This window comes from Stenotrophomonas sp. AS1, from assembly GCF_048957655.1.
GTDB classification, from domain to species: domain Bacteria; phylum Pseudomonadota; class Gammaproteobacteria; order Xanthomonadales; family Xanthomonadaceae; genus Stenotrophomonas; species Stenotrophomonas bentonitica_A.
In genome coordinates this window covers 163,268-178,613 of record NZ_JARVXM010000007.1, presented here as the reverse complement: position 1 = coordinate 178,613, position 15,346 = coordinate 163,268, and the positions used below count along the sequence as shown (strand labels likewise).

Below are 15,346 nucleotides of genomic sequence, written 5' to 3'. Positions count from 1 at the left end.
TTTTAGCTCTTTGATCAGCTCTTTTGAATTCATGAGTTATCTCCTTTTTTGTATTGACCTCAATCGGCTAGTTCAGTAAAAGCCCAAAAAGAATAATGTCAAGCGATGGAGGTATAAGAAAAAGGCCCCGAAGGGCCTCTTTTTACATGGACTGTGCTTTGGGCTTTTGCTCCCAGGGCTTTTCAGACTGAGTGATCGTTGGCTTGGCAGTGAAGTTCTCCATCTCGCCCTCGACAGGAACGCGGCCCTTCTCACGCATGAAGGCATTGAATTTCTCTTCGTGTTGCTTCTCTTCGTCGATGCCATCTCGGTTGATGAACTGCTTCTGATAGCCGTCGTTGTTCTGACTGCGTGACACGCGCTCCGCGTTCTGCGTTTGCGCATGTATGATTTCTTCAATTTGGTCAGAGCGATAGACCGACAGCTTGCTTTGGAAATCAACCTGACTAACCTTCGATTTCAGTAGCTCTGGATCGGCGCTTTTGGAAAGTGAAGTGAGTTCAGTTTTCAGAGCATCGCCCGCTTGTGAATTGATCTTGTGCTCTTCTTGCTTAAATGACTTGACCTGATCAGTCATTGTGGCCTGTGGACCAGGATTGTTCTGGTAGAACTCGTTGCGCCTCTTTTGTGCTTCTGCAAAACTTGTCATGAATGGTCTCCATAATTGGGGTAAAACCAACATAAGGCAGTTTGGGATCTTGTAAAGCAATTAGCCCCGATTGCTCGGGGCTAATTCTATGGAGACTGAGCAATCAGGCCCTACTGTTCTCTCTCATGAAATCCTCCACTTGATCTGCCTCTAGTCCTCCGACCTCACAGATCTCTGTTCGCGTCGAACCGGCGCGCGACACGACGATCAATGCCTGGCCCTGGAACAGCGTGTTGGCAAAGTCGTCATCGTCCATCACCCAAGACAACTCAGTGCCCTGCACTGTTTCAAGATCAAAGTTCTTGATTCGTGCAACGTCTTCAAAGCGGTGGGCCGCATCCTTAACATCGATTTGTCTGGGAGCGGAGTGGACATAGGAGTTCTGGATCGCGCCGACTCCCTTCTCTCTCAGCTTCTGCATGAAGACAGCATCGGGATGTTCGGGATCAACCAGAGCGCTGTTGGCGTAGCGTTGGAGCATTGCCTGGTTGTTGATCCCGACTGATGCAGTCTTGTAGGGCGTGAGTCTTGCCCTCCCTAACATCTCTTGGAAATACTTGTAGGTGCTATGAGAACTCTCGTTCTGCATAAGAACTTTGGTAGCAAAGAGTTCGAACAAGTTGTGTGCACCATGCTCGCTGAAATTCGCAAGGAACGAGCTGATGTTCTGAGTCAAGAAAACGAAGTAGCAACCCAAGCTTCGCGCCATTGCGATCAAGTCACGCTCCGCTTCACCGATCACAGACTGAGCCTCATCGATGAAGTTAAATACTGGATTGTGCCCTTCAAGGTCAGCCCAATTGATAGGGCGATTTTTGATCAGGTTGTAAACGCGCATCCGAACGATGTCCGCTGTGATCTGTCCACCCACGCCATGGACCATGGTTGGCAAGTTGACACCGATCCAGAGCTTTTCGGTCAATACGCCCTGAAAGTCGATGCCTGTCTCTGTGTCCGCCCATAAAACGCCATCCGCGTTTTTGAGGTGTCGCCCACGGAAGACGTCGTTCAAGGCGTTGTCGATGTTCGAGGTGATGCTGGTGCGGGTTTCAGGTGCCATCACTGCCCAGATGTTTGCGAAATACGAGACTGACCCTTTGATCTGGTTGGCTGCATCCGCCACATTCAGATAGCCAGATTTTTCAATGAAGTCGAACGCGCCCCGGAACTCTTCGTGGAGCTCGAACCCTTTTTCCGTTTGCTTGATCTGATTGACCACGTTTAAGAAGCGCTGGATCTGACCAATTGTCCAATAACACGAGCGCGGCTGTTTCAAAGATGCTTCCAACTTGCGGATATTTGCATTGGTCTCTGCAATCGCATTTCTTGCATGCTTTAATCGCTCTTGATCACCTTCCAACTCAGCCAGTCGCTCAATTGCAGTGAACTTGATCAATTGCTGTTCTTCGTCTGAGATCAGCAGCGCCGTGTTTGTGCGAACAAACTTCTCAGCTTCGCATGCCGCTTCAACAATCATGGCAACGTGCTCTAAGACGATGAAACCCATGCTTGTCCAGAAGCTGCTCTCGTCCTCCGACATTTTGCCTTTGCGCTTCAACTCTCTGAACGCTTGGACCAACTGTTGAGCGTTCATTCCTTGGCTTAGAGATAGGTTGATGCCAGGCTCAATCACGATATCCATCAAGCTCATTACTTCTCGAACGAGCACGTTTTTTCCGTCACCGACAATGGCTCCTGCCCATTTAGTCAACTTGACCAAGGCCATGATTTTTCGAAGCCAGAAGGTCTTGCCGCCACCAGACTTGCCGATCACCAGGATGTGCTGAGAGGTGTCCTTTAGAGAAGCCACAAGCATTTTTCCTGGGACTGGCGCAAAACGATACATCTTGTTGAACAAGAAGCCAGTGGCTTTTCCCAGTGGGATGAGCGGCGACTTATCGTTAAGCGCACGCAATGCCTGGGCGATCCACTGCTTCTTCATCATTCCGCGAGCAGTCTTCTCATGACGTCCGATTGTGAAGTGATTGCTGTTTGACGATGTCTCAGACGTGCGAGTTTCACGCTCAATCTGTGTGTAGCGAATGCAATACAAATTCGGCACTGCAAAGATAAAGATCAAGCTCAATGGTGCGGGAAGAAGCGAAACAGCCACGGCATAGACAACGAATGAGACTTCGACCTTCAACGCTCTCGCGAATAGGTCGAGTGATTTCTCATGCTTGGTTCCCTGCTTGCTGCTGAAATAGCAGCAAGCAAATGTGAGGGTAACGACAACCAAGAACGCTATTCCCATCGGAATCAAACCCGGCCCGAACAGGAGACTTCTTAAGGCTGCCACGCGCTCATCGCCCAACGATTGGATGCCAACAAATAGTGGTCCGACCAGCAAGCAGAAGAAAGAACCAATGGCATGAGAGGCTGACTTGTCAACACGAATAGCTTTTAGATATGGCACTGCTGCAAGAAGAGCCAGGTATCCATAAGCTCCGAAGAAACGACTAAGAATGAAGGCTACGCAAGCGATAACGGGAAGCGCTGCGAACATCAATGGCATCGCTGAGGAGACGGATCCAGTGATCGTGTCTTGAGGTAGCACTACGCCGTCCATCGGCTTGCCAGAGCGCGTGATCTTAGAATTTTCAAAGCGAACGATCATGTCGTCAGTGGCGTCAGGCATCCACGGTTCAAGATCCTTCGAATGCTTCAAATCATCGCTTACGTGCCAGGACCCATCAGGGAATTGAATCGCCCCATATGCTTCTACAATGGCCTGATCTTCTTCATTGACATCTACCAGGATGTTGCTTGGGACTTTAACGAAGTCATCGAATGCGCCGACCACTTCATGAATTTCTTCATTGGTGCGCTCTTGTATTGACGCTTCAACATCAACAAATCGCTTCAACCCCGGAATTTTTCCGAGAACGCTCAGAACTTGGAATATGGAGGGCATCATAGTTCACCCGCCTTTTCCATAACTTCTTGGCACTTCGGATTTACATCTGATCCAGTCTCGATTGATTTCTGATACTGCGCTTTGCACGCCGCATATGAAGGTGATAGACCGACCGCGCTACCTACCTTGCTTCCGAGAGAACCCAGGCCCATCATCATCATGAAAGCAAATAGCATTGCAGTGATGAGGGCTGTGCTAAGCAAGCACGCATAGACACCGACATAGCTGGCCTCGACTCGTCGACGTATGTCGGCTCTTTGACAGTCTCGTCCCCATCCCGACTGAGTCATGACCCCGTCCAGCGGGTAGCGGTCTTTGTGGAAGTAGTAGTAGGTGCGAATCACATCGGGGTGCAACGGACCCAGACCCTTGCTTTCAACGCTTCCGATAAGCAACCTTCCATGAAGGTGCATCCAGCGCGAGCCGTCTGCGCTCTTGACCTTTGTTCTGAATTGACGGAATAGACTTTCGAACACACTGATCTCCTGTTTTTTTGAGTGGTAGATCAGCAATAAGCCAAAAAGCAAAAAGCGCAACACGAAGGCTGCGCTTTTTTTATTTTAATTGTTCTGCGAAGTGATCGAGATCATTGTTAGCTTTGTCTACCCAATCACTTCCCTTTGTATTGGGTTGTTCAATCTGTTGTCGCATCTCTGAACGTTTTTTGGGTGCGCGAACAATCGCAATGGGTGCAGGTGATCGGTCTACCTTCTGGAGCTTCGGTTCAACCGACTTTGGCTGCTCCTCGACACTCGGCGTCACAGACATCTCATGCACAGGCTCTATGACCTGGACGGGCTCAGATGCTTTGGGCGCTTCCTGGACCTGAGGTGCTGGCGCAACAGGCAGTGGGGAAGGCACATCGACCTGGTGCAGCTCAGGGGTCTTCTCGCTCTCGTGCTGAGTCCAGAACCATACACCTGCTCCTGAAAGAGCGGTGAAGACTGCTATGGAAGCCAGGATCTTGAAAGTGGGCTTCGATAGCGCTTGGGGATTGGCAACAGCTGTGTTCTCGATGGCCGGGTTTTGCTCTTCCCGATCAAGCTCAGCATTCTGGATCCGCTTACCATCCTCCTGTTCTGCTCGCTTCGCATCCTGTGCTTGCTTCCATGCACCTGCCTTTGCTTTGCCCCGCTGCGCTTGTTCCTGGGCAAGCTTGGCAGTCTTGGCCGCAAGCTCTTTGGCAAATTTGGTCGTGGTTTGTGCAGTGGCCTTGGCCGCGACCTGGGTCTTTTCCAAGCGCTGATCCATCTTCCGATCTTGAACTTGCTGCAAGTTTAGAGGAGTTGGAAAAGATGACCCGTCTTCTTTTTCAGCTTTAAGCTTTGCAGCTTTTTCCAATAATTTTCTTCGCTCGTAATCACTGATACTCATCTTGATCTCCTTTTGAGATAAGAAGAGCCCCGAAGGGCTCCACTTATTTCAGCTCCGGCAGTGGAGAGACTAAGATGCGGTCAGTCGGAACTTTGCCGCACTGGTTGTCGAGCTTGTGCTTAGTCAAAGCATTGCGTCCGTTCAACTCGCCGACAACAGCCAAGCACCCTGCTCCACCTTCGGTTCGAACAGTCAGCTCATTTTTTGAAGACTTCAAGATCGTGCCGAGCTTATCGAAGAAGGCTTTGGTCTTGTCGTCAGGCTTGACCACCGATGCGGGGTCATACTCGATCACTAGGCCTTGGAATTTTTCCGTAGCCTTCCCATCAGCAGAGGTCTCGGTCTTCACGCCCACTGTTGCTTTCATGCCTGCCAGGCGAGCTGCATCTGCGGCTTCTCTGGCTCGTGCGAGCTCTTGCTTGTAAGCAAAGCCTCCACCGATCAATCCGCCCGCCGCACATCCTTTCAGCGCACCGTCTTTGCCTGCGAAAATGGCCCCGAGCGCCCCACCCGCTGCACAGCCAATTCCTGCACCTTTAGCGACTGTGCCTTTGTTGATCGGAGATGCGCTTCCACCGGCAAGTTGGTCGATGGTGGCGCATCCAGTGAGCGAGGCAGCAAGCATTGCGATCATCGTTAATTTTAGTTTGTTCATTTATATCTCCTTTGTTAGTTAGGGTTGTTATTAGTTTTGGTGACGCCTTGACTCTGCATCCCATTCAATATTTCTCGGCTCGACCTCACTGCCGGCATCGCTTTTTCTTGGATCGGCTCACCGTTCAATGCATCTGAAAGATTGCGAACAAAGGCCTTAGTCAGATCAGTGCTTCGTTCGATGTGCCGCTCGGATGCCTCGTTCATTGCCTGGACTCCTGCACTTAGATCTGCAAGAAGTTCTCTACGAACCTCTGTTAGTCGCTTTTCCTCGCGACCAGCAAAGCTCCTAAGCTCTTGCATTGTTTTTTCATGGAGCTCGTTGAACAGTTGATCGTTCAACAGTCCATCGACAGCTAGTCGCACCAACTCATTGACGCTTGTTCTTTTCCGAATTGCCATTGCGCTGAGTGATCTCAATTGATCACTCTCAAGTAATACATTTCTTTTGATCAGCTTCATAAATTCTCCGTTTGGCATAAATTGACCGTAAGGCGATTCCGTGAATTGGCAAGGGGTCTGCTTAAAATTATTTAGCGAAAGATGCTGCGGTGAATCGAAGGCGTTAAAAAAGCCCCTCACCGGGGGCTTCTTTTAATCCTTGCGCTGAAAAGCTCTCAGAGGCTCTACACAGGGCGCGCGGGGGTCAGCGCGGAACACCCCAAGGTGCGTCATGTGTATGATCTAGACTTGTGAAAATGACGATGCCTTTGCCGTTCCGCCAGCCGACGCTTCTGCCTTTTCTTTTCGCTCCTGGTCGTTCTTTTCGATGCTGACTCTTGCGCCGATCTCAATTTCTGCTTCACTGAAATGAGATCAAGCAAGAACGGGAGACGACAAATTTTATGGAGACGACAGACAAAAGTAGGATCGAGCAAGTGAACGAAGCGAAGCAAAGTTCTCTTGATGATCCGATTGCGATTTTCAGCCAAGCCATCTCTGAACTATCAGCTCGACAGTCATTCAATCTGCCAGCAAAGCTTCGCCAGCAGTTGAGATCGATGCAGACCTCTTGCCCCATCTGCGCATGTGACTTCTCCCAGCAATCATCAATCGTCGTTGCTCAGATCGTTCCCGTTGAGCTTGGCGGACCAGACGACTTCTCCAACTGCTTCCTGTGCTGTGAGCGCTGCAATCGAAGGCGCGGCACTTCAGATCTGCTCAGCCTTGGCGAACCGTTCTGCAGCCCAGCTGCTGCCCCACCCCTTCCATCGCACGGCCGCGTCCTGGGCTTTTCCCCAACGGACCTGATGCATAGCCGCTTGGAGCTGTTAGCACGCTCTGCCAACCACTGGACGCCTCACACCCGCAATTCGATGAAGTGCACTGTGCTGAGGCACCTGGCTAAGCGGTGGGCTGAGCCGCGCTTTCGTGTCTTCGCACACCACTCTTCTGACCTGGCCCTGATCGGCTTCGGGGCGCGCTCAGGTGACGCTCAGAGCTTGGGTGCTGCTCGTGTGCTGACCAAGTTTCAGGGTGCCCGCCTAGCGCTGGTGGGAGAAGCCGTGAGCGTCTACCAGGTAGATCCAGGGCGCTTCCTACCCTTGATCTGGTCACTCATCGAGCTCAACGCACTCGTCGTGCCTGTGCCCCTCCCAAGCAATGACGCGGTAGCTCCCGGTAGCGAGTGGCAAGACTTCTGGCCGGACCATGTTCGGTCAGTCGCTGCACTCAGGTCCCGCCTGAGGCCTGGTCATGCCAGCAAGTTCGGTGAGCTCGCCCGCTGCCCTGATGCAACACGCGCGCTATCTAACAAGCCTGACGCACTGCGGAAGCGTCGGAAAAGTGCCGCAAAAGTTGAGACCAACCGCAGCCAGCGGCTCGCTCTCTATCACCAAAATCGGATCAAGGATGCTCTCCAAGACGGCGCTTGCGCCGTCCTGGAGGCTCGGCTAGTAGCACTTCAAGACCTCATAACTTAATTTCGGGAGGCAGTGCATTGGAAAAGACCCTCCCAATCTCATTATTCAATCTTTCTAATAGATCCAGTCGCTTAAACTTGATATGTCCGTTCTTGTTTTTGAATACCTTCAATGAGAAGTAATCATTCCAAGGTGCGTCCTCCCAGCAATTCTGTGTAAGCATCCTAAATGTAGTGATTCGATGATCGAACTCCGGCTTTCCATCAAGTGAGCACATGACCCTTGCCAAATCATCGATAACATTGACACTTGATTGATCAAAGCCACCAGTCCAGTCAGACAACTTAACAATGCACTTTTCCGCGAGATAGTGATGCTCATTGCACTTATAATCACGACTAAGTTCCAAAAAAATATCCCTTAGTCCGTCGTCTCGCATTTGCTCCCGCGATTCATAGTATTCGCGAAAAGTGGCCTCAACATTATCTGAACTGAACTCAGGAACTGGATCATACCCACCCAATCCTCGCGTCCATTCATCGCGCCTTGCATCATTAAGAAACGACCAAAGTCCACTTTGTTCCATCAAGTAGCGCCATGCTGACCGATCAATAGTGTCGATCAGCTCGCTCTCTGTGCGACTGAGATATCGTTTGCCCTCGTGCAATCTCCGATCAAAAAGCTTGCCATCCTTGGCCATTTTTATCGCATCTTCAATTTCATCAAAGCCTCTCCTAATCCTGTTGCAGATCTCGGCCCTGCCTTGGATGTAGCCGGAAAAATCAAGCCCTGGGAGCAACTCATTCATGCTTCCCCCCTTTTTTCAGAGTCAAAATAAGCTTTAGTTCGCCCTTGCAGAAGAGCAGCGGTCGAATTACTCAACATACATGACCTCCTCCAACTCGACAGTCATGGTCATCGACTCCCCAAAAGCATCGTTATCAACTACCGTCACATTGATTTTCACAAGTGCAGTCCCAATTTGGGTATAGAAGGAAAATGAAAGGTCCGCACTCTCATCCGATGTGCATCGAAGCTGCTCAAGAGCTTTCATACTGACAATGATGAAAACCTGCGAATACTCCAACTGAATATCGTCTCCATAAGAATAATTCTGGACCACGTGTGCAAGCTCCACGTCCATCAGAATGTTATTCCTGCCGGTTGAATCAAGTTCACTCAAATTGATGTAGCTCATTAAGCTCTCCACTTATCTGACGCCATGCCAGACTTCGATGAGAACTGTATTTTCATTGGAGGTTTTGGTCCACGTGAAAGGCGTCCCTTTCCATAAATGCTTGTTCAGCATCGGCACCCGGCATAAAAAAGCCCCGCAAAAGCGAGGCTATCAGCTCAGCTGGAAGGCTGAAAAACTACTGTGGCTGCAAATTTCTCGCAGAGATTTGATCAATCCAAGTTGCTTGGGCAATCCCGGCAACTGCTTCAATCGGGCAATCGACATAGCGAACATTGATGTGCTCTGTCCCCTGCTTTTCCAATGTGACCAACCCGAACGGTCCATCTACATCGAAGAGATGAAAGTCGCCATGGATAGCACCGCACGCTTGGCAGCGGTTGACCAGATAGCGCGTGCCCGATCCCTTCGTCGTCGCCATAAGCATCCAGGGCGCAGCTGCTGAGATGTGCTGCGCGGCTGGAAGGTTGATCGACTCCACAAATCTGAGAACGGCTGCGTCTGCGACGGACAGCTCTTCGTCGTCATCAAAGCGCTCAACGAAGCTTGGCACCCAAAGAGCGCTGACCGATGTCGCTGCCACGCATGTCCAGCACTCGTGATCTGTCGTCAGCACTGCAAAACTGGGGCTTAGGATGACTGAGCTGAGCTCCGGCAACGCCGCTAATACTGCTTTTCGGTCTGGTTCGATCATGTCCCTATCTCCCCTTGGCCAGGGCTTTCCGGGCCTGCCAAGTTTCCACAACAAACAGGCACAAAGAATGAGCTGAGTGGACAACGAGACGGGCGTGCCTTGGAGCGACCTTGTAGGCGCGTTTGTGCTGGCCGTGGGCACTGCCCGCATGCGTTCGATAAGCACCGAGGCCATCAATGATGGAGCTTAGCCCCGACAGCACACGCTTCAAGTCATCGTCTTCCAGCTGCTCAGGCGACAGCTTCAAGTGCTTAGCAACGACAACCCACAGGGGCTTCACTGTCTGACTCGTGGGTAGATCCAGGCGCTCAGTGGCGATGTAGTGCTTACAGAGAGCTTCGACAATGGCGCATGCTGCCGTGACGGCAGCAGCCGGATCACTGTCAATGAATCTCACCGCTCGCTCAAACTCTTCCTCCACTTCTGCGACCGAGAAGTCCTTCAAAGCATCGCCGAACGCCTTGCTTGGAGCTGTGACAGAGTGAGCGCCCAGAATGCGGCCGCCAAATCCATAGGACAGTTGATAGCGAGCAAGAATTTCGTTGATTCGCTTGCGAGCAGTGAGCTCTTTGTCGGGGTCCCAGGTCGAGACCTCACCATCCATCAGCGTTTCAATGAGCTTGCCAAGGATCGTGAAGGCCTTAGAGACATCCTCCTTCCCTTCTCTCACAAGCCAATTTTGAACCTTATCAACGCAATTTCCCTCAGGAACATCGCCAGAAGCGCCTGCTTCATAAAGCATCGTCTCCAAGCGTCGGTGACTGTAGTAGTAGGAGCCAACGACATCACCAATGGTGGCAGCCAACGGCTTGGGGAACTCTTTCAGCATGGCTTGGTCCGGTCAGTAAGGGGTTGGCATGGCCAATAATGCAGCCTGTCCGTAGAGCATAAATGCAGCGCCGAGCGCATAGATCAGCCATCCATATGCTGGGCGCACAAATGCGACAAGAATTAACCCGAAGATCATCGGGATCGCCGTGATCCCGAGGTAGTAGCCCCAAGTTGACGGAATCGTGCTCACCGAACTTGGCGACTCCTGGAACTCCACAAGTAGCCCGAAGGCGAGCCAAGACGCGAGAGGCCCCAAGAACAGAAGAGCTAGCCCGTGCACGAACCGCGTTCGCCTGCGAATTTTAGACTGTGGCATCTAGAGCACCTGCCGATAGACCACACGCTTGTGCTCGTCGTTGGTGTAGCAGACCAGTGATGTCATCTTGCCAAAGACGCCTATCTTTTCTACGTCCCATTCGTTCTTATATTCCGGATAGGTGTGCAGATGCATGGTGTCTCCCTTGACGAAGTCAGGTCGCTCAAAGGTCACACCGTAAGCCATGGCAATCGGGCCGTAATTTTTAGCTTCCTCTACGGCCACTGGACACCTCGAGGGCAACGCATAGCTTGCGTATTGGGAGGAACGCTTAGCGATCTTACGAACATCTTGTGGGGACATGAGCACCGAATACTCGGTGTCTGTCTTCTTCTCAAACAGTTGGGTCTGTCCGTAGACCTCCCGCCTGTTGACTAGCGGCGCACCCTCGACACTAGCCAGGCGGCAAGCCAATGTGTTCTTCAAGGTGGTGAAATCGTAGTCCGTGCAAAAGCTTGGATCCGCTGTATACGCCCCTTGATCAGCATCATATTTGACCTTCGTCGTGAATTCGAAGAGATAGACTTTGCCGGCATCAATGCCAACAGGTAGAGATAGCTCCGCTTTCCGCTTCTCATAGTCCGCGGTGGTTTCGAACTCGCCTTTTGCCACCTGGTTGCGCGCCCGGATGAGTTCCTGGTAGAACCGGATGGGAGGATTCAAACGAACCGTCTCACCATCGAAGGCTTTGCCTACCCAAGGCTCCTCTGTAATGACAATCGGAGGCTTGTTTGCCACGTGACCGGAGGTTGTTGAAGCCGCGTCCTGCTGACAACCTACAAAAAAGACGCATAGTGCGGCCAGGACGGCCGGTGAAATGGTAGAGCGCACGAACTTCCCCTGTTCCCTTGACGACAACCGCATTGTAAGCGCTACGTGAAGACTAGGGGTGTCAGAAAAATCTGACACTCGGCCGATGCACCGTGTGCTAGCTCAAAGACGACGGGAACTGGTGACTCGCGTTACAGATGCCGGACCAAGACTATGCTGGCTTGCAACGCATTCCTTGAAGCTCGGGGGAATTTCCACTGAGTTTGTCTGGAACTCTTTTTGGGTCAACGTAGACTCATCAGCGCCTTTAGTATGTGAGCACCTTTCCACGACACGCCACTGATCCTCCATGTTCTCGTCATCGTATTCGACTCGATCAAGCCGAAGGCTGCTATCTGAGATGATGTATGAAGTTCCGTTCTCATCTGAAATCACAGCTCCGGCCAGACCAAGATGATAGGCGGTTCGGCCGCGTATGCTCTGCAAATCCCAGGCTGGATCTTCTCCATTGGCATATTCAATAAGCTCATCGTTGCCACTACAGTCGTCAAACTCAATCGCGCATGTCCACAGGTTCTCCCACTGTTCTTTATCGTAATCGAATTCAAGGCAGGCTTTCTCGAAAGCAGATCTAATATCTTCCCCCCTAATAATTAACGGGTTTCCATGCCTGTCAGACATGTAGTCAATAGAATTGGTTGGTGATACATCCAGGTTGTGAAGCATATCGGTAGTGAGCATACTCCACTCATCTTTAAGCTCTATTCGATACGTTACGTCACCAAAGTGATCTAGAGCGTTATCAGAAAAGCACAGTCCACGAATGACGTTATCCTTCGTAAAATCATCTAATGGAATTTTGCAAAGATTTTCATTGTCAGTGCAGTGATATAAAAACATGAGATCTCCTAATTATTTGAACAACCTCATTAAAACGCAAAACTATTCTTTAGCAATGGTTTTTAGCGCTTTCTCTCAAGAATTCGCTCGCCATAGGTGGCATCGCAATGAGCGCTCACGGCGGTAGACTGCTGCACATGCAATGAGTGATCTACGCACCTAATTCAGTCCGCCCAGGAGGGCAGATGTCTGTCATTACAATGATCGCGGGTGCTGTCAGCACCGCTTCGCTTATTGCCTTGATCCACTACGTTTGCAGTGCCTACTTCCAGCCACAAGCGTTCGTTCGCCGCGCCCACGTCCAATCGGGCATGTCACCGCTAAAGTGGATCTACTCTGGCCTGGCGTGGGTGGGACTTGCGATCATGTTGTATGGAGGCACACAGAGCGCACTCTTCTGGATGCCGGACGACTGGGGCTGGACAGACGAAGACGGAGATGTGCAGCCACTTAGATCCTACTTCGCGGTTGCGGCAGCAATGCTGCTGACGTTTCCTGCCTTAGGCTTCATCTACCGTGCGGCAGCAGATCGATGGGATGCCATTGAGCGGAAGAGCCCTGGTTCGTGAGCAAGCGACTCGGGCCCGCCCGGGGCGATCAATGATCGCGTGCGAAGCACCCAAGGCGCGGTGGGCCAGCGGCCCATGATCCTGGTCAAGCCGCTCGAAGCTCTCGAGCGAAGTCCATCCTTGATTTGATGAGCTGCCGGACATCCCAGCGCCGGCGTTCCTCTCTCTCTACCAGCCTTTGCTTGACCCTTTCAACAGCGCGCCATTTATGGTCGTCAATCGCTTGGCTCTGCAAGAAAAGTGAGCCTTTTCCTGAAATCAGCACCGTGTCGCGTCCGTAGACATTGACCAGCCCCTTGCGTGCCGCTCTGTCAAAAGCATGATCAAAATCAGATTGAGCATAGCCCGTTAGTTGGTGAAGGAATTCAGCTGGAGAGCAAAGACCAAAGCTCTCTTTAGCTGCAAGGCAAACTTGGACATCAGAAATATAAGCGTTCATGAGATCTCCAGGATTAGACGAATCGGCGGACGGATTTGGTGCCATCGAAGCAGCAGAACTCAACACGAGTCTCTATTTGCGCCTCACTTGTCCGGTTGGTCGTCATCAGTCCTTTGAAGCGCTTCCAATAGATCCCCAGCGAAAGTTTGGGAAGTCCTAAACCGTCTTTTCCGATGCGCTCTCTCAGCTGTTCGGGTGTGGTGATGTCTTTGAGTTTGATTTGAGTGTTCATAAGTGATCTCCTTACCTTGTATTCATTGAAAGGCAGATCGAACTTTTGTCAATAGATGCAGCAATTAAAAAACCGCCTTTCGGCGGTCTTTTTATACATAGCAGTTGAGCTCTCGCTCTGGCTTTTGACCCAATGGCATAAACAGCCCTTTTTCTGTGTAGATCCAAAGCTCTTCGTCTACGACATTTGTAGACGCTGCCTCATCCCAGACAAGCAATTTCTCCTTGATGCTTGCTCCAGTTGAAAGAAAGACTCCCTCTTTGATCGAAATAACTCCGGCCTCACGAGTCTTGCAGATGAGTCTTTGAATTGCGTTGATTTTCATGTGATCTCCTTAATTTGAGTGGATGACTCAAGCAAAAGGCAGATCAAGCTTTTGTCAAGCCTTTAAGGTCGAATTAGCGCCCTTAACTGGGCGGGCTGGGGCTCGCTCAAATCACAGCCAGCTCCTGAGAACGTGGGTGCAGGAAGACCAAGGGCTCTTGCCACCCCATATAAATCATATAGCTCGCAACGCCAGCTCATTGTGCAATCTGTCGTCTTGATATGCACTTGAGTGACGTAATGGCAATGCAACTTATGACGTGGCAAGATACACGCAAATTTCGACTCCAATGTGCATAAAACCCTTAACACTGGATCTCCAAACCGAGCAAAAGGACGTTACAAATGGCTCAAAAAAATAAAAACGAAAACACCGTGGACACTAAAATGCTCTTAGATTCCGCCATGGACTTAATCCATGAGTGCAGCCCGCATGAAGCAGTCCACTCAAAGAAATTTACCATTGATACAAAAAACAATAAAGCGTATTGCGTCAACGATGTCATTTCATTTTATATTTCACTGGACTCAATCTACAGCGGACACAAAAAAATCAGCTCACGATTCAGTCGAGCAACGGCTTTAAAAATCATTGAAAAGGCAATCTTTGATAAAAAAGTCGCGGGAGAGTATTTCTCGGACACCGGCACCGTGGAGCTCCTCAAGGTTTTTACAGATGCTCAGCCAGACGACGTAAAGGTAATTGCCCCGATATCAGGAATAAGGATTGATTCAGAAGGACCACTTGTCATCGGTCCGTTCGAAATTGGACATTCACAATCGCTGAAGTTCCCCATATCAAATGATAATGAATATTACATAAGCTCAGCCATTAAAGACAGCTATGACAATGAAAAATCCATAGCAGTCGCGCATGACGAATTTGAAGAATTTATCAACTTAATTTTCCTCATCGCCGGCAAAAAAGACAATTCAGTATTCATCAAAACTGACCTGCTCTCATACAGAAGCATGTCGCATCAGCAGATGTATGTTGATACAACCTCCTATCAAGTTCATAAGGGAAAAGTAGATTTTCCATGCGCCTCAATTAAAAATAAGATTGTTGAAAAGTTGCCTGTAGACAATGAATTCTTCGCAGCGAATGATAAATTCAATGCCCTATGGGATCTATATAAAAAAAGAAAAAATAAAGAGCGCATTTCCGACTTTGAGTCAAGGATATTGAACTGCTCAATCTCGCTTGGCGAAGCACTTAAAAGTCAAACAGAAAAAAACTCAGTTATCCACACCTGCATTGCCCTAGAGATCTTACTGTCCTACGACGAAGGAAGCCTCTTCCAAAAGAGCATCGGGGATCGACTGGCCGAAACATTCGTTTTCATCGTTGCAAAAGACAAAGAATCAAGAATTCAGATGGGCGCCTTACTAAAACAAGTGTATCGGATGAGGTCCGCTCTTGTTCATGGGGGGAATAAGGAGATTGATCAAAGCTATGTCACAATAATTCAATACTCGAGAGCCGCGATCGCTGAGCTGCTAACGTCCGATAAGTATAAGGACGTTAAGAAAATTGGCGATCTGTACGATATGGTGAAATCCGCCCAGAACTCCTACTAGCCATATCTTTTGGCCCACTCATTGTTTCTTCCATAATT

At 50.2% G+C, this 15,346-nt stretch carries 19 protein-coding genes; 3 read left to right on the top strand and 16 right to left on the bottom strand.

The features are described 5' to 3' along the window. Window positions 1-142 precede the first annotated feature (142 nt). From PV764_RS12535 to PV764_RS12510, 6 genes are all read right to left on the bottom strand, one after another. Window positions 143-649 (bottom strand): hypothetical protein, encoded by a 507-nt coding sequence (locus PV764_RS12535; protein WP_421116729.1) that lies wholly within the window; start codon window positions 647-649, stop codon window positions 143-145. 103 nt (window positions 650-752) lie between these two features. Beyond that, a complete protein-coding gene (locus PV764_RS12530; protein WP_421116728.1) occupies window positions 753-3,563 on the bottom strand; it encodes a type IV secretion system DNA-binding domain-containing protein in 2,811 nt (936 codons plus the stop codon). Next, a complete protein-coding gene (locus PV764_RS12525; RefSeq protein WP_062167816.1) occupies window positions 3,563-4,105 on the bottom strand; it encodes a hypothetical protein in 543 nt (180 codons plus the stop codon). The genes PV764_RS12530 and PV764_RS12525 overlap by 1 nt, the downstream gene beginning before the upstream one ends. 16 nt (window positions 4,106-4,121) lie before the next feature. After that, window positions 4,122-4,940, bottom strand: coding sequence for a hypothetical protein (locus tag PV764_RS12520; protein ID WP_421116727.1), 819 nt, complete (start codon window positions 4,938-4,940; stop codon window positions 4,122-4,124). 43 nt (window positions 4,941-4,983) lie between these two features. Further along, a complete protein-coding gene (locus tag PV764_RS12515) occupies window positions 4,984-5,595 on the bottom strand; it encodes a hypothetical protein (protein ID WP_421116726.1) in 612 nt (203 codons plus the stop codon). A 14-nt stretch (window positions 5,596-5,609) separates the two neighbouring features. After that, window positions 5,610-6,056 (bottom strand): hypothetical protein, encoded by a 447-nt coding sequence (locus PV764_RS12510; RefSeq protein ID WP_154329515.1) that lies wholly within the window; start codon window positions 6,054-6,056, stop codon window positions 5,610-5,612. A gap of 383 nt (window positions 6,057-6,439) precedes the next feature. Between PV764_RS12510 and PV764_RS12505 the strand changes: the two genes are divergently transcribed. Beyond that, window positions 6,440-7,516, top strand: a complete 1,077-nt coding sequence (locus PV764_RS12505; protein ID WP_421116725.1) for an HNH endonuclease signature motif containing protein — start codon at window positions 6,440-6,442, stop codon at window positions 7,514-7,516. On the opposite strand, the gene PV764_RS12500 is transcribed toward PV764_RS12505, so the two are convergent. From PV764_RS12500 to PV764_RS12470, 7 genes are all read right to left on the bottom strand, one after another. Next, complete coding sequence (locus tag PV764_RS12500; protein ID WP_082746559.1) at window positions 7,506-8,264, bottom strand: DUF4942 domain-containing protein; 759 nt, start codon at window positions 8,262-8,264, stop codon at window positions 7,506-7,508. The two genes, PV764_RS12505 and PV764_RS12500, sit on opposite strands and share 11 nt — an antisense overlap. A 66-nt stretch (window positions 8,265-8,330) precedes the next feature. Beyond that, entirely contained in the window at window positions 8,331-8,654 is a 324-nt protein-coding gene (locus tag PV764_RS12495) for a hypothetical protein (protein ID WP_065868166.1), read from the bottom strand. 175 nt (window positions 8,655-8,829) lie between these two features. Continuing rightward, complete coding sequence (locus PV764_RS12490) at window positions 8,830-9,345, bottom strand: hypothetical protein (protein ID WP_421116724.1); 516 nt, start codon at window positions 9,343-9,345, stop codon at window positions 8,830-8,832. 4 nt (window positions 9,346-9,349) lie between these two features. After that, window positions 9,350-10,174: an abortive infection family protein gene (locus PV764_RS12485; protein ID WP_180845979.1), complete on the bottom strand. Its 825-nt coding sequence runs from the start codon at window positions 10,172-10,174 to the stop codon at window positions 9,350-9,352. A 12-nt stretch (window positions 10,175-10,186) separates the two neighbouring features. Continuing rightward, on the bottom strand, window positions 10,187-10,366 hold the full coding sequence (locus PV764_RS12480) for a hypothetical protein (RefSeq protein ID WP_421116723.1): 180 nt from the start codon (window positions 10,364-10,366) through the stop codon (window positions 10,187-10,189). A gap of 126 nt (window positions 10,367-10,492) precedes the next feature. After that, window positions 10,493-11,323 carry a hypothetical protein gene (locus PV764_RS12475; protein WP_197649817.1) on the bottom strand — a complete coding sequence of 277 codons (831 nt, stop codon included), beginning with the start codon at window positions 11,321-11,323 and terminating at the stop codon, window positions 10,493-10,495. A gap of 102 nt (window positions 11,324-11,425) precedes the next feature. Further along, complete coding sequence (locus tag PV764_RS12470) at window positions 11,426-12,163, bottom strand: hypothetical protein (protein WP_421116722.1); 738 nt, start codon at window positions 12,161-12,163, stop codon at window positions 11,426-11,428. A gap of 185 nt (window positions 12,164-12,348) precedes the next feature. Here PV764_RS12470 and PV764_RS12465 point away from each other — a divergent pair, with 185 nt between their 5' ends. Beyond that, the gene (locus PV764_RS12465; RefSeq protein WP_421116721.1) at window positions 12,349-12,732 is read left to right on the top strand and encodes a hypothetical protein; all 384 of its coding nucleotides are present in this window, start codon (window positions 12,349-12,351) and stop codon (window positions 12,730-12,732) included. An 85-nt stretch (window positions 12,733-12,817) separates the two neighbouring features. Here PV764_RS12465 and PV764_RS12460 read toward each other — a convergent pair whose 3' ends face one another. The 3 genes from PV764_RS12460 to PV764_RS12450 form a co-directional block, all read right to left on the bottom strand. After that, window positions 12,818-13,171: a hypothetical protein gene (locus tag PV764_RS12460; RefSeq protein WP_197649814.1), complete on the bottom strand. Its 354-nt coding sequence runs from the start codon at window positions 13,169-13,171 to the stop codon at window positions 12,818-12,820. Window positions 13,172-13,184: 13 nt separating this feature from the next. Next, on the bottom strand, window positions 13,185-13,403 hold the full coding sequence (locus tag PV764_RS12455) for a hypothetical protein (RefSeq protein WP_197649813.1): 219 nt from the start codon (window positions 13,401-13,403) through the stop codon (window positions 13,185-13,187). Window positions 13,404-13,494: 91 nt separating this feature from the next. After that, window positions 13,495-13,728 carry a hypothetical protein gene (locus PV764_RS12450; protein ID WP_197649812.1) on the bottom strand — a complete coding sequence of 78 codons (234 nt, stop codon included), beginning with the start codon at window positions 13,726-13,728 and terminating at the stop codon, window positions 13,495-13,497. 344 nt (window positions 13,729-14,072) lie between these two features. Here PV764_RS12450 and PV764_RS12445 point away from each other — a divergent pair, with 344 nt between their 5' ends. Further along, window positions 14,073-15,308, top strand: a complete 1,236-nt coding sequence (locus PV764_RS12445) for a hypothetical protein (RefSeq protein WP_421116720.1) — start codon at window positions 14,073-14,075, stop codon at window positions 15,306-15,308. The last annotated feature ends 38 nt before the right edge of the window (window positions 15,309-15,346 follow it).